The sequence below is a fragment of the Massilia pseudoviolaceinigra genome, assembly GCF_030846505.1.
Classification (GTDB): Bacteria; Pseudomonadota; Gammaproteobacteria; order Burkholderiales; family Burkholderiaceae_D; genus Telluria_A; species Telluria_A violaceinigra.
On the sequence record NZ_JAVCWL010000005.1, the window covers coordinates 220370 to 234416 of the forward strand.

At 66.3% G+C, this 14047-nt stretch carries 8 protein-coding genes; 5 read left to right on the top strand and 3 right to left on the bottom strand.

Going from position 1 to position 14047, the window contains the following annotated elements; translation table 11 throughout:
* Positions 1–5: 5 nt before the first annotated feature.
* Positions 6–2831 carry an ATP-binding protein gene (locus RBA40_RS07175; protein ID WP_306647105.1) on the top strand — a complete coding sequence of 942 codons (2826 nt, stop codon included), beginning with the start codon at positions 6–8 and terminating at the stop codon, positions 2829–2831.
* A gap of 38 nt (positions 2832–2869) precedes the next feature.
* Here RBA40_RS07175 and RBA40_RS07180 read toward each other — a convergent pair whose 3' ends face one another.
* The gene (locus RBA40_RS07180) at positions 2870–3376 is read right to left on the bottom strand and encodes a CcdC protein domain-containing protein (RefSeq protein ID WP_306624686.1); all 507 of its coding nucleotides are present in this window, start codon (positions 3374–3376) and stop codon (positions 2870–2872) included.
* Between the two features lie 167 nt (positions 3377–3543).
* On the opposite strand from RBA40_RS07180, the gene RBA40_RS07185 reads away from it, so the two are divergent.
* Both RBA40_RS07185 and RBA40_RS07190 read left to right on the top strand, forming a co-directional pair.
* On the top strand, positions 3544–5991 hold the full coding sequence (locus tag RBA40_RS07185) for a S9 family peptidase (protein WP_306647107.1): 2448 nt from the start codon (positions 3544–3546) through the stop codon (positions 5989–5991).
* A gap of 105 nt (positions 5992–6096) precedes the next feature.
* Entirely contained in the window at positions 6097–6264 is a 168-nt protein-coding gene (locus tag RBA40_RS07190) for a hypothetical protein (RefSeq protein WP_167399868.1), read from the top strand.
* Between the two features lies 1 nt (position 6265).
* On the opposite strand, the gene RBA40_RS07195 is transcribed toward RBA40_RS07190, so the two are convergent.
* Together RBA40_RS07195 and RBA40_RS07200 are read right to left on the bottom strand one after the other, a co-directional pair.
* The gene (locus tag RBA40_RS07195) at positions 6266–10687 is read right to left on the bottom strand and encodes a translocation/assembly module TamB domain-containing protein (protein ID WP_306647109.1); all 4422 of its coding nucleotides are present in this window, start codon (positions 10685–10687) and stop codon (positions 6266–6268) included.
* On the bottom strand, positions 10687–12534 hold the full coding sequence (locus RBA40_RS07200) for an autotransporter assembly complex protein TamA (protein ID WP_306647110.1): 1848 nt from the start codon (positions 12532–12534) through the stop codon (positions 10687–10689). Before RBA40_RS07200 ends, RBA40_RS07195 begins: the two co-directional genes overlap by 1 nt.
* A gap of 142 nt (positions 12535–12676) precedes the next feature.
* On the opposite strand from RBA40_RS07200, the gene queC reads away from it, so the two are divergent.
* Both queC and RBA40_RS07210 read left to right on the top strand, forming a co-directional pair.
* Positions 12677–13381, top strand: coding sequence for a 7-cyano-7-deazaguanine synthase QueC (gene queC / locus RBA40_RS07205; RefSeq protein WP_306647112.1), 705 nt, complete (start codon positions 12677–12679; stop codon positions 13379–13381).
* On the top strand, positions 13378–13863 hold the full coding sequence (locus RBA40_RS07210) for a DUF805 domain-containing protein (RefSeq protein ID WP_306647115.1): 486 nt from the start codon (positions 13378–13380) through the stop codon (positions 13861–13863). The genes queC and RBA40_RS07210 overlap by 4 nt, the downstream gene beginning before the upstream one ends.
* The last annotated feature ends 184 nt before the right edge of the window (positions 13864–14047 follow it).

Sequence of the window (14047 nt, forward strand, 5' to 3'; positions counted from 1 at the left end):
AGCCCATGTTCCACATTAAATCGCTCGAACTGGTCCACTGGGATTACTGGCAACGGATCAAGAACATCCCGCTCGACGCCAAGATCATCACGATCGCCGGCCAGAACGGCTCCGGCAAGACCACCTTGCTCGACGCGCTGCGCACCCTGTTCGGCCTCGATTGCTCGATGGGCCGCACCTACAAGCACTACGCGCGCCACTCGGGGCAGCAGACCGCGTGGATCCGTTCAGTGGTCGACAACAAGGCGGTGGGGCGCCAGCTGTCGAACCGGCCGTTCCGCAGTTCGGGCTTTTTCAGCGACGATGAAGTCACGCTGTTCTGCAAGATCGAAAAGAACGGCGGCGACTGGAAGCGCCAGTACCTTATGCGCCCGGGGAATATCCAGATCGAGGACGTCAACGACGCCACCGACTGGCTCGGCGTCGAGAACTACCGCAAGCGCCTGCACAACGCCGGCCTGTCGCCGGCCATGGCCAAGGTGCTGGCGCTGGAGCAGGGCGAAACCGACAAGCTGTGCGAATACGCGCCGCGCCAGCTGCTCGACCTGGTGTTCCAGGTCTTCGGCGACAAGGAAGTGCTGGACGCCTACGACGAAGCCAAGCGCCACCAGCGCGACACCGAGACGGAACTGAAGCGCTTCGAGAGCGAACTGGAAGCCTCGCGCACCAACCTGGAAGGCTTGCGCCTGCGCGTGGTCAATTACCACCAGTGGGAAGACCTGCACAAGGAACGGCGCAACCTGTTGGAAGAGGTTCTCCCGAGCCTCGAATACCACGAGGCGCGCGAAAAGGCGGCGGCGGGTAGCCGCGCCCTGCGCGACGCCCGCAAACCGATGGCGCAGGCCGACACGCAGCTGATCGAAAAGCGCAACGCGCTGGCGGCGCAGGCAAAAGCGCTGTCCGACGCGCAGCAGCAGGAAACGCTGCTGGAGCAGGAAGCGACGGTCCTGGGCAGCCGTTTGACCCAGGTCAACGCCAGGTTGAAACCGCTCGACAGCCTGCTCGAACAGAAGGAGCGCCTGCAAAAGCTGGCCGCCGATTCGGGCGCCGACATCGCCGAAGTGGCGGCCCAGCTGGACCAGAAAGAAGCCGAACTGGCACGCCAGCGCCAGTTGCGCGACGCGCTGGCCAGCCGCATCCTGACCGAAAAGTCGACCATCTCGGCCTTGCAGGGCAAGAGCGCCATGCCCGAGCCGGACGCCGTGCGCGGCATGCGCCGTGCGCTGCGCGACGACGGCATCCCGCACGCGATGCTGTCCGATATCGTCGAAGTGACCGATCCGAAGTGGCAGGGCGCCGTGGAAGGTGTGCTGGGCGGGTATGCCTCGGTGGTGCTGCTCGAACGCTCCAAGGATGCCGCGGCCGCGTACCGGCTGGCCGAGAAGGAGCGCTATCGCCACTTCATCGTCCCCGAATGCATCAAGGCGCCTGCGGTGAAGGATGACAGCCTGTTGTCGGTGGTGCGTTTTTCGGCCGCCGCTCCGCCATGGCTGATCGACCAGCTGGCGCGCATCGAGCGCGTCGACTCGGTGGAGAAGGGCTTCAAGCTGCACAAGGATGCCGAGTGGATCACGCCGGACGCGTATCACCGCGAACGGCGCGGCGGGCGCTCGCTGTTCGTCGAAGTATCGCGCTACCGCTTCGGCACGGCCGGCCGTACCCAGCGTATGGAAGCGCTGCAAAAGTCCTTGCCGGCGCTGGAAGCGCAGGAAGACGCGTTCACGCTCGCCATCAGCAGGCTCGCGTATGAAGTCGGCGCGCTCAAGGCCCGCATCGCCGGGGTCGACGCGGCCAAGGAACTGGCCGCGCGCCAGGCCGAATTCGACGAAGCCTTGCGCGGCACGGTGCCGCTCAAGGCCGAGCGCCTGGAAGTCGGCGCGCGCCTGGGGGAACTGCAGGCGTTGACGAAAGCGGCCACGGTGGCGCGCACGCGTGCCGACACCACATGGCAGAACGCGCGCATGTCCCTGTCGGAAGCCGAAGCCGGGCTGCGGCTCGGCCACAAGCGCCAGATCGAGCAGCGCGCCGACCATGCGCGCGCCTTGCTCGAACTGCGCCGCGCCTGGCGCCATCTGCCGCAAGGCTGGCGCCGTCCGGCGCGGCGTGCCTCGCTGGTGGCCGAACACCAGAACGCGCACCAGGTCGACCTGCGCGTCGCGTCGCTGGAACATAGTCTGGCGCGCGACGACTGGGAGCTCGACGCCACGGTCATCGACCAGCATCACCGACTGAACGAGCAGTTGCAGGGCCGCCAGACCGAAACCGACGAACGGCGCTACCAGAACAACCGCGCGATCGAAGCGACCGCCAATGCGCGCGGCGCGTACATCGAGCGGCTGCGCTACACCATCAAGACCTACAGCAAGAACATCAAGGAGCTGGGGGAATTGGCGGGCATCGAGGTGCATGCCGATCCGGTCAAGCTGGAGAATGAAGACGTGCAGCTGTCGCAGGCCGGCCTGCACGTGCGCTTCAAGTTCGACGGCAAGGACCAGATCGGAATGAACGACGGCGAAGCGTCAGGCGGGCAGCAGGTGATGAAGTCGCTGGTGCTGCTGATTGGCTTGCTCAAGTCGGAAGATGGCTCGGGCGGGTTTGTGTTCATCGATGAACCGTTTGCTCACCTGGATATCCGGAATATCCAGCTGGTGGGCGAGTTCCTCAAGAACACCGAGGCGCAGTATTTGATGACCACGCCGCTGACGCACAACACGGATGTGTACGACCCGTCGGAGCTGACGCTCATCACCAGCAAGAAGAAGAAAGATATGCCGTGGGCGCAGCCGATCTTCGTGCTGCAGCGGCGCGTGACGCCTGCGGTGGCGGTTTGATCGTTGTCCCCCGCGCCAAGGCGCGGGGGACAACGAGACTACGCCGCGTTGACCGCCTTCTTCAACGCCCTGCGCCAGCGGATCAAGCCCGCCGAATACGTCCCGAAATACCCCGCCGTCAGTCCCAGCGCAATCAGGGTAATGAAGCTGTCCGTGAACCCCGGCGTCGGCACATTGCTGCCCTGGTTCGCATAAATCTCCACCCCGATATACATCACGCGCGCGAAAAACAGCATCGCAATGACCATCCCCAAGCGCGCGTTCGGCGTGAAGTAGCAGGTATCGTTTTCAAACCTGGTCAGCCGCAGCCCCCAGATCCCGTACGCGATGCCGGCCGCCGTGCCCAGCGCCAGCCAGCCGAGCAGCACCGGCCGCGACATCACCTCCGACCCCGCCACCAGAATCATGGCCGCGAACACGCCCACCCCCGTGTAATGGCGCGAGACGATCGAGCGCTGGCGCATCATCATGGCCTTGAGGCGCTGGTAGAAGCGCCACACCAGAAAAGGGGCGAGCACCAGCAGCGCGAGAGTGGTAATTGACATGGCGATTGTGATTCCGGTCCTGAAACACGCATTATAAACGCCCGCCGCACGCCGCCGATTCCACCCATCGTGCATGGCATACGCCCCGTAAATACCGCAAAAGAGCAGATTGACAAGCCCGTCACTAGTGCGCAAGATGGAGGATCGCCTTCACCCGAGACCCCTCCATGCGCCATCGCCTACCTATGGTCCCGCTGACCATGTCCCTGCTCGCTGCCGCACCCAATGCGCATTCCCAGTACCAGCTGCCGCCGGCGCAGTTGCAGGCCATCGTGGATGCGCCGCGCGCCCCGGCGCTGGGACTGTCGCCGCAGCGTAACCTGGCGATGATGGTCGATACGCCGGCCCTGCCCAGCATCGCCGAAGTGGCGCAGCCGGAACTGAAGCTGGCCGGCCTGCGCATCAATCCGCGCACCTATTCGCCGAGCCGCTTTTCCTTTGGCACGGGTCTCAAGCTGCTCGATATCGCGACCCAGAAGGAAATCAAGATCATGGGCCTGCCGCGCCAGCTGCGCCTGGCCGACAGCGCCTGGTCGCCAGACCAGCGCTACCTGGCCTTCACCCACGTCACCTACGCCGACCGCGATGGCGCGTCCGGCGTCGAACTGTGGCTGGTCGATATCACGACCCGCATCGCGCGGCGCCTGACCGCGCAGCCGCTGTCCTACCTGGACGGCTCGGGCTTCACCTGGATGCCGGACGCCAAAGGCCTGCTGCTGCACCTGAAACCCATCGGACGCGGCAAGGCGCCGCAATCGACCGGCGTGCCGGGCGGCCCGATTCTGCAGGACAGCCAGGTCAGCGTGGGCGCGCGCCAGCTGCGCACCTACCAGGATTTGCTGAAAAATGAAGAAGACGCGCGCCTGTTCGAGCACTATGCCAGCTCGCAGCTGGCGCTGGTCGACCTGTCGGGCAAGCTGCGCCTGATCGGCAATCCCGAATTGTTCACCAACGTGTCGGTGGCCCCCAACGGCAAGCTGCTGCTGGCCTCCGTGCTGCAGCGCCCCTTCTCGTACGTGGTGCCGGCATCGGCCTTTCCGCGCCGCGTCGACGTGCGCGATTTGAGCGGTAAACCTGTGCACCTGGTGGTCGAGAAGCCGCTCGAAGAAGGCCTGCCGCCCGGGAACGACGCCGTTTCCGCCGGCGTGCGCAAGGTCAGCTGGCGCGTCGATGCCCCGGCCACCCTGGTCTGGGCCGAAGCCCAGGATGGGGGCGATCCGGCCAAAGTGGCCGACGTGCGCGACATCGTGTATTCGCACGCCGCGCCGTTCGCCGGCGAGCCGAAGGTGCTGGCCAGGCTCGGTTCGCGCTACGACCGCATGGTCTGGGGCAATGGCGACGTCGCTTTGCTGGGCGAAGGCTGGTACAAGACGCGCGCCGTCAAGATCTGGCGCATCCGGCCGGAGCACGATACGGTGGCGCCCGAGCTGCTGTTTGCCTACTCGGCCGAAGACCGCTACAACAATCCCGGTTCGCCGGTAACGATGCCCGATAGCGCCGGCCGTCCGCGCCTGGTGCTGGGCGCCGATTCGACCATCCTGTTAGGAGGCAGCGGCGCCTCGAACGAAGGCGATCGTCCCTTCCTGGACCGCTTCAACCTGACCACCAAGGCCAAGGAGCGCCTGTTCCAGAGCGAGGCGCCGTATTACGAGAGCATCGTGACGGTGCTCAACGACGATGGCACGCGCCTGTTGACCACGCGCGAGTCGCCCACCGAGCGTCCGAACTTTTATGTGCGCGACCTGAAACGCAGCGGCGCGGCGCAACTGACGGCGCTGACCAATTTCCCGCATCCGACCCCGCAGCTGAAAGACGTGCAGAAGGAGCAGATCCGCTACAAGCGCGCCGATGGCGTCGACCTGACCGCCACCCTGATGCTGCCGCCGAATTACGAAGCGAAGCGCGATGGCCCGCTGCCGCTGCTGATGTGGGCGTATCCGCAGGACTTCAAGAGCGCCAGCGCGGCCAGCCAGACCACCGGCTCGCCATTCCGCTTCAATGCGATCAGCTACTGGGGCCCGGCGCCGATGCTGGCGATGGGCTACGCGGTGCTCGATAACCCGTCGATGCCGATCGTCGGCGCCGGCGACGCCGAACCGAACGACAGCTATCTGCCGCAGCTGGTCGCCAACGCCGAAGCGGCGGTGGCCGAAGTGGTGCGGCGCGGCGTGGCCGAGCGCCACCGCATCGCCATCGGCGGGCACTCGTACGGCGCCTTCATGACCGGCAACCTGCTGGCGCACACGCGCCTGTTCAAGGCCGGCGTGGCGCGCAGCGGCGCCTATAACCGCACGCTTACCCCGTTCGGCTTCCAGTCCGAGGAGCGCGAGTTCTGGAAGGCGAAGGAGGTGTACCAGGCCATGTCGCCGTTTAATAACGCGGACAAGATCAAGGATGCGCTGCTGCTGATCCACGGCGAGCAGGATAACAATTCGGGCACCTTTCCGATGCAGAGCGAGCGCATGTTCCAGGCCATGAAGGGCCTGGGCGGTACGGCGCGCCTGGTGATGCTGCCGAACGAAAGCCACGCCTACCGCGCGCGCGAGTCGATCATGCACATGCTGTTCGAGACCAATTCCTGGCTCGACAAATACGTCAAGAACGCCAGGCCGTAAACGCCGAAGGGGCCGCATCGGCGGCCCCTCGGGGTCTTTCAAGCGTACGGCCTTGCGGCGAAGCTTGTGCTAATGTCATCGCTCCACCAACCAGGAGCGAGCCACATGAACCCAGCAGCCATCGACTTTCACCGCGCACCGGACCCCGTGCCGGTCGATGAACCGTCTCCCGAGCCGTTCGACAATCCCCACCCGCATCACCCGCCGGTCAAGCATCCGCAAGACGACGATCCGGTGCCCGATCCGAAGCCGAGCACCTTCTTCCTGCACTAGGCTAGTCGAACGCCCACGAATAGAGCACGTCGAGGGCGGTGTTGGTTCCGGTCTGGAACTGCAGCGTGATGCGTGGATTGAGCTTGTAGCGCAGCTTGACCAGGCTCGATGCGGTCGTCGCCCCCTGCTCGAAACTGAGGTAGGCGCGCGACGAAATCCGCTTGCCGACCGTGACCACGGTGCTTTCCAGTCCCTTGGCCTGCGACAGGCCCAGTTCATCGACCCCCAGCGAATTGGCCAGGCGCGACTGGAAACCACCGCCGCTGCCCGAGCCGCCCAGCAGGGCGCCGGCGGCGGCGCTGAGCAGGCCCGCTTCGTTGCCCGATGTCGCGGCCATGCCATGTCCCAGCACCAGCCAGGACAGCTTTTCGCTGTCCGGCACCGACGGCGTCGACACCAGCTTGGCCACCGGCGAGAGGGCCGAGCCGCGCACTTCGACACCGGCTTCGACGTTGGTCTCGGACAGCTGCTCGCCCTCCGGCCGGCTGCGCACCGCGAGGATGTTCAGTGCCGGATTGTCGGATGGGCCGCTGAAGGTCAGCACGCCGCGTTCGATGTCGAGGTTCTGCCCATACGCCTTGTAGGTGCCGCTGACCACGCGGATGGAACCGTTCACGCGCGGCGGACGCCCGCCGGTGGTGCGCACCCGCAGCGCACCTGCCAGTTCGGCGTCGATGCCCATGCCGCGCAGGCGGAAGGCGTTGCCCAGATCGGCCTCCACATCCATCGTCAGCGGCATGGTCGGCTCGCCCTTGACCGCCGGCGTGCCGACCCCGGCCCGTCCCAGCACGATCACGTCGTCCGACAGGGTAGGGCGGCCTTGCGGCGCCAGTTCGATCAGCGCGCGGTCGGCCTTGAATTTGCCTTCCAGCGAAAAGCGCTTGGCGTCGCGCACCAGCGTACTCTGGCCGCTGATGACGACGGTGCGGTCGGGGCGCGACAGGATTTCGAGCTTGTCGGCCACCAGCTTCAACTGCATGGTCGCTTCGCCGCCGGCAAAGCGCACCGCGCCATCGGCCACCATCGTGCCCTGCACGCCGTCGAAACTGAGGCGCTGCAGCAGCAGCTGGTCGCCGGCCAGTTGGGCGCGCAGCTGGCCGTTACTGAGCTTGATGCCCTGTTCGGCCCAGCGCAGCGCCAGTTTGTCGCCGTTGACGCTGCCGTTCAGGGTCGGGGTGCCGACGGTACCGCCACCGGTCAGCGCGAGCTTCAACGCGCCGTCCAGTTCCAGCGCCGGCTGGCCGGTGAAGGGGGCCAGCCACGCGATCGAGACCATGTCGGCGTTCGCCGTCATTTTCAAGGGGCTCGCGTTGCCCAGGCGGCCATCGATCATTTGCGCGGTGGCGTCCACCTCGGCCTGGCCAACGCGGGTGCCGTCGACCTTGGCCTGCATGCGCAGCGCGCCCTTTGCCACGTCGGCGCGCAGGTCGAGCGTGCGCAGGCCCAGCACCACCGGCACTTCGGCGCCGGCGATGATGTCGCCGCTCTCGCGGAAGACGTGCACCGAGCCGTTCAGGGCCGGCGTGGCGCCACTCGGTGCCTGCATGTCGAGCGCCCAGTCGGCGCCCAGCAACAGGTTACCGCTGATGGCGTCGCGCATGCCGGGCGAGAATTGCGCCAGGTAGGTGAGCGGCACGCCGGCGGCCACGCCCTTGCTGGTCCAGTGCGGGCCGTTCTTTTCCAGCGACTGGATGCTCACGCTGCCGTTGGGCAGCTTGATGACCGCGTTGCTCACGCTGATCTGCTGCGGCTTGGCCAGAGCGGCCACGCCGGCGCCGGGTGCGACCGCGATGCGCACAGGTACCGGCGACTGCAGCGCGAACGTGTAGCGGCCCTTGTTCTGCAGCGCCGCCACGGTGCCGGTCCAGGCGCTGTTGGCCCAGCCGCCGCGGATGTCGCCGGTGACATCAAAACTTTCGCTGCGCGCGTCCAGGCGCACGATGTGAGCGCCGCGCGTGCCGCTCGTTTGCAGGTGCGCGCTGTCGATGCGGGTGTCGCCGCTGACGTATTCGGTGATGGCGATGTCGCTCACCAGAGGGTCGTCGGCACCGCGTCCGCTGCCAAGGTTGGCGCTGGCGCGCAGGGTCTTGACCTGGTGCTTGCCGAGCACCTTGAGGTTCTGGCCTTCGAGCGCGGCGCTGACGGCCGGTGCGGCCATCGTGCCCGACACCGTGCCGGAGCCTTTGAGCACGCCGCCGAAGTCGGGTCCGAGCGCGGCCAGCTGGGTCGCATCGATACGCCAGTCAAGCTTGTCGGCGGCAGTGCCGAAACTGCCCTTGGCGGCCACGGTGTTCGGTCCGACGTGCAGGTCGATGTCGGCGTTCGAGACATGCTTGGCGTCGGCGGCGATCTTGGCATGGCCCCACAGCGGCGAATTGGCCAGGGTCGATGGCTGCAGCGTCAGATTCAGGTTGCCGCGCCAGTCCGGGCCGGAGCGGCCGGCGGCGTCGAACGTGCCGTTGATGCTGCCCGCCAGCGGCGAGCCGAAGGCGCCCGGATTGAAGCGCTGCGCCGTGCCGGCTGCCTTGACTTCGACCGCGCCCGCATTTGCTCCCCCCGCGAGCCATGCTTCGCCGCTGGTGTGCAGCAGGCTGTTATTGGTCTTGCGCGCCGCCGCTACCCAACCGAGGCCGGTCGCGTCGACCTCGAACGTGGTGCGCGGTGCCTGCATGGTGCCGGTGACGATGCCGTTGGCCGCCAGCGCGCCGTACAAATCGCTGCGCGCTGCTGCCAGGTCGGTGGCGTTGACGCGCCAGGTGAGTTTTTCGCCGGGTGCCCCAAAACTGCCTTTCAACTCCGCCGTATTTTTTCCCAGCGCGAGCGTGGCGTCCACGCCGCTGATGTGCGCGGCGTCGGCATTGAGTTTGCCCTTGCCCGACAAAGGCTGGTCGAACAGGCGGCTTGGCCGCAGCGCGAAGTCGGCCGCCACTTTCCAGGCTGGCGCAAGAACGCCGGCGGCGTTGATGTCGGCATTGATGTCGGCCGTCGGCAAGTCGCCGAATGCGGCCGGGTTGAACTTGACGGCGCTGGCGCTGACCTTGAATTCCCGCTTGCCGGCCAGGTTGGCGCTGCCGGTCAGGCCCACGCTGCTGCCGCCGGCGGCCAGGCGCGCCTGCTGCACGGTCAGCACGTTGTCGGCCAGGGTGGCTTTCGCTTCGAGGCGCATGCCCGATTCCACCAGCTTGGTGGTGAAAGTCTGGGTGCTGCCCGCGTTGGCGACCGTGATGTCGCCGGCGATTTTGGTCGACTTCATGCGGCTGTGGATGCGCTTGAGGTCAATGCCGTCGGTATGCAGTGCAAATCCGGCCGTGCCGATTCCTTTGTCGGCGGCGCTGCGCGCCACCGTGCCGCTGCCGGTGAATTTGCCGGCCTCGCCCAGGTCGATCAGCACCGCGCCGATTTCCAGCGCCGACAGGTTGCCTTTCAGTTCGCCGCGCATGGAGCGCAGCGGCAGGCGTTGCAGGTCGATTGGGCCGGTCGCGCCCACGTTGTCGATGGTGACGCTGCCGGCGATGTTGCGGTTCGCTTCGATGCGCGCGATGATCGTCAGCGACAGGTCGGCCTTGGGCAGTTCGGGATTGAAAAAGCCCGGGTCGATGTTCTTGCCATGGATGGTCATGGCGCGCAGCGGGATCGGATCGAACGGCGCCAGCGTGAATTTGGCGTCGCCCTGGGCCTTGCCCGAGACGGCGGTGGCGTCGAGCTGGGTGGTCACCAGGTCGCCGCCCACGCGCAGGTTGATCTGCGCCGGCTGCTGGCCGGCGGGCACCGCGAGCTGGGTCAGGCTGGCCGTGCCGGCCAGCTTGAACGGCTTGTTGGCGCCGATGCTGGCGTCGGCCATGGCCTTGCCCCAAGGGGTGATCGCGCTGGCCTTGCGCAATGCCCATTGCTGCTGGTCGCCCAGCAGGTCGAAGCGCACGTCGGCGATCACCGTTTCGGCACCCGGAACGGCCGCATTGGTCAGGATGACCTTGGCCAGGCGCGCATCGTCGACTTCGAGCTTGAAGGGCGGCGCGAGCTTGACCGGCATCTTGGCCGGTTCGCCTTCGCGCAGGGTATTCATGCGCAGGGTGGCCACGTGCAGCTTGTTGATGGCGACGCCGCGGCTGAGGTACTGGAAGGGCGACCAGTCGATGTCGATATTCTCGGCGGTGATCACCTGTTCCGGGGTGCGGTAGACGACTTTATCGAGGTGCATGGCGCCGTACAGCGAGCCTTTCACGCCGCTGACGACGATGCTGCCGCCGCTGGCGTTGGCTACGCGCTGGACCAGCATTTGCAGGGTCGTTTCGCGGCCGAGGTACCAGTAAGCGCCGCCCAGCAGGGCGCCGGTGACGGCGACGCCGATGGCGACGCGGCGCGGCCAGCGGCGCTGGCCGTGCTCGCGGGGCGGCGGGGTGGTGGGAGTGTCGGCGGTAGTCATCAGAATGTAAAGCCCAGTGAGAAGTGCAGGCGCGCTTTTTTGAGCGCTTGGCCGTATGCGATATCGACGTTGATCGGGCCGACCGGGCTGCGCCAGCGCGCGCCTAGCCCATAGCCCGATTCCGGTTTCAGATCCTTGAATTTGTCGGCGGCGTTGCCGGCGTCGTAGAACACGGCCACGCCCCACGGCGGCTTGAACCAGTATTGATATTCGACGCTGCCGGTGAGCAGATAGCGCCCGCCGACGATGGCGTCGCCTTCGCGCACGCCCAGTTCCTGGTAGCCGTAGCCGCGCACCGACTGGTCGCCGCCGGCGCGGAACAGGAAGGTCGATGGCACGCCTGCCTTGTCGCGCGAGGCCAGCACGCCCGCTTCGGCGCGCACGATCAGATTGCTCGATGCGCCGAGCGGGCGGTAATTGATGAAGCGCGTGCTGGCGCGCAGGAAGCGTTCGTCGGTCAGCACCGGCAGCACGGCGCCGCCGAACTGCGCGTTGAGCACATAGCCTTTGGTCGGCAGCACCAGGTTGTCGAGCGCGCGCTTGGTCCAGCTGAAGGTGAGCGGCACGCTCTGGCTGCGGCGCGTCTCCACGCCTTCGACCATGCGCCGCTCGCTCAGGTATTCGAGCGTCAGGCTGCGTTCGAGCAGGGGCGAACCCCAGGCGCGCCGTGCGGCCACGGTGGCCACGTTGGTCACTTCGCCGCGCAGGTCGTTGCGCTCGAAACCGGCGCCGAAGCTGTCGTTGTAGCCTTTTTCGGTGGTCGGGAAATAGAAGTCGGCGCGCGCGGTCTGGCGCTTCTGTTCCGTGATGACGTTACTCTTCATGCGCAGGCCGAACACATCGAGGTCGTCGTAATTGAGCTGCGCGCGCGCGCCGGTGTTGGTCGAATAACCGAGACCGACGTCGACGTTCTTCTGCTTGTTCTCGGTCACGCGCACCAGCACCGGCAGGATCGCCGGGTTGGCCACGGGCGGGCGCGGGATGTCTTTCTGGTCGTCGGTCATGGCGTCGATGTCTTCCGACAGCGCGGCCGACATGTCGGCGCTCACTTCCACGGTACTGAAGTAGCCGGTGTCCTGCAGGCGCGCCTGGAAGGCTTGCAGGGCCGCTTCGTTGTATTCCTGGCCGGGGCGGATGCGATTGAGGTTGCTGACGATGGTGCGCGAATAGCGCTTCAGGCCTTCGATGCGCAATTGGCCGAAGCGCGCTTCGGGGCCGCTGTCGAGGACCACCTTGAGCAGGGCGCGGCGCATGTCGGGGTCGACGATGGCGCTCGATTCGACCAGCTGGGCGCGCGGATAGCGCGCCATCATCACCTGGCGCAGCAGGTTGCGCTTGGCGCCTTCCCAGTCGGCCTGGCGGAAACGGCGGCCCACGGGCAGGGCCCAGCGGTTGCGCAGGTCGGCCGCGTCGTACGGGGTGGAATCGACGCCGACCGGCTCGAAGCCCTTGAGCACCAGTTCCACGTCGCCCACCAGCACCGGCTGGCCCGGGTCGACCGTGATGCGCGCCACTGGTTTAGCGCCGCTGGTGTCCAGGCCCGCGCTGACCTTGGGCGAGTAATAGCCTTCGGTGGCGATCAGGGTCTTGGCTTGCTCGGGCGCGGCCTTGACCAGGCGCTGCAGCTGGTCGAGGTCGAGGCGCGGGTTGCCTTGCCAGCGCACCAGGTCGAGATTTTCTTCGAGCAGGTCGTCGAGCGGGCCGGGTGCGTCCACCTTGACCGAATAATCGATGCCGCGCGCGGGCGCTGGCTGTACCTGCACCTGGGATTCGGGCTGCGCCTGCTCTTGTGCTAAGGCCGATGCGGCCGGAGCGGCAAGGCACACGGTCACGGCGATTTGTGCCAAAATTCGCCGCTGGCGCGGCGTCCGGGCTGTTGTTTTGTCTGGTGTTGCAGGAAACATGTCGCTCCATTCGGGAAAATGCTTTTGGCATCTTACCGGATCGGCCTGAATGATGGCGAACGTCTAATGATTTGGAAAATACACTATGCAACAAGCTCACGGCGCACTGGTTTTGTTTAGCGGCGGGCAAGACTCCGCCACCTGCCTGGCCTGGGCGCTGGAGCGCTACGCGCGGGTCGAAACCATCGGTTTCGACTACGGCCAGCGCCATGCGATCGAACTGACCGTGCGCCCCACGGTGCTGGGCAAGATGCGCGCATTGAAGCCTGATTGGGATGCGCGCCTGGGGGAGGATCACATGGTCGACCTGTCCCTGATCAGCAAGATTTCGGACACCGCCATGACCAGCAACGTGGCCATCGAAATGCAGGCCAACGGGCTGCCCAATACCTTTGTACCTGGCCGCAACCTGCTGTTCATGACCGTGGCGGCTACCGTGGCCTACCGGCGCGGCTTGAATGTGTTGGTCGGCGGCATGTGCGAAACCGATTTTTCCGGCTATCCGGATTGCCGCGACGACACCATGAAGGCCCTGCAGGTCGCGCTCAACCTGGGCATGGCCACCCGCCTGAAGCTGGAAACGCCGCTGATGTGGATCGACAAGAAGCAAACCTGGCAGCTGGCGCACGAAGCCGGCGGCGACGCCCTGGTGGACCTGATCCGGGAAGACACCCACACCTGCTACCTGGGCGAGCGCGGCGCGCTGCACGCCTGGGGCTACGGTTGCGGCACCTGCCCGGCGTGCGCCTTGCGCGCGCGCGGCTACCTGCAGTACGCCGGCGCCGCGTGAGCGAAGCCGGGGAGCCGGCCGGGCCGGCTCATTGCCAGCCGCATCTGTTCCAGACAGCGGGCCGCATCGGCCGCGTGCGCTACATGGCGTATTCCATCGCACCGGTTGCGCTGTACCTGCTGTTCTCGTTCTGCGTGCTCTACTTCCGCACGGACCAGGTAGTCGACCTGCGTTTTCCGCTCCTGCTCCTGACCAGCGCGCTGCTGGCCGTGATTGCCTCGCGCCGGCTGCGCGACATCGGCCTGCCGTGGTGGCTGGCCGCGCTGCTGTTCGTCCCCATGGCGGGCGCGCCGGCATGGCTGCACTGGCCGGTGTTCGCCGCGCTGTCCCTCCTGCCCGGCAGCGAGCTGGCCAACCGGGACGGACCAGCACCCTGCGCCAACGATGGCCTCACGGTCGCCGCCGCTTACCTATGGATCGTACTGTTCGCGGGCGCCGCCTGGCTGGTGCTGTCGCTGCGCGAGAGCCTGAAGGCCATGTGATTGGCCGACAAAGGCATTCTGATTATTCATTTTGCATGATTTATTGATTTACAATGTTGTTGTCAAAATAATTCTTTCGTAGTACATTCAGGACGGCTACAACGGGGGCCGTTCCTACCGGCCCCGCGGCCTGCTGCACCACTCTTTTCTCACCGCCTGCGCTCTGGTTTTAGTCTTTCCGCTG

Bases quoted from the DNA above. Each gene is read 5' to 3' on its own strand.
- RBA40_RS07190 (WP_167399868.1), top strand. From the start codon at position 6,097: ATGAACCCAGCAGCCATCGACTTTCACCGCGCACCGGACCCCGTGCCG.
- queC (WP_306647112.1), top strand. From the start codon at position 12,677: ATGCAACAAGCTCACGGCGCACTGGTTTTGTTTAGCGGCGGGCAAGAC.
- RBA40_RS07175 (WP_306647105.1), top strand. From the start codon at position 6: ATGTTCCACATTAAATCGCTCGAACTGGTCCACTGGGATTACTGGCAA.
- RBA40_RS07185 (WP_306647107.1), top strand. From the start codon at position 3,544: ATGCGCCATCGCCTACCTATGGTCCCGCTGACCATGTCCCTGCTCGCT.
- RBA40_RS07195 (WP_306647109.1), bottom strand. From the start codon at position 10,687: ATGACTACCGCCGACACTCCCACCACCCCGCCGCCCCGCGAGCACGGC.
- RBA40_RS07180 (WP_306624686.1), bottom strand. From the start codon at position 3,376: ATGTCAATTACCACTCTCGCGCTGCTGGTGCTCGCCCCTTTTCTGGTG.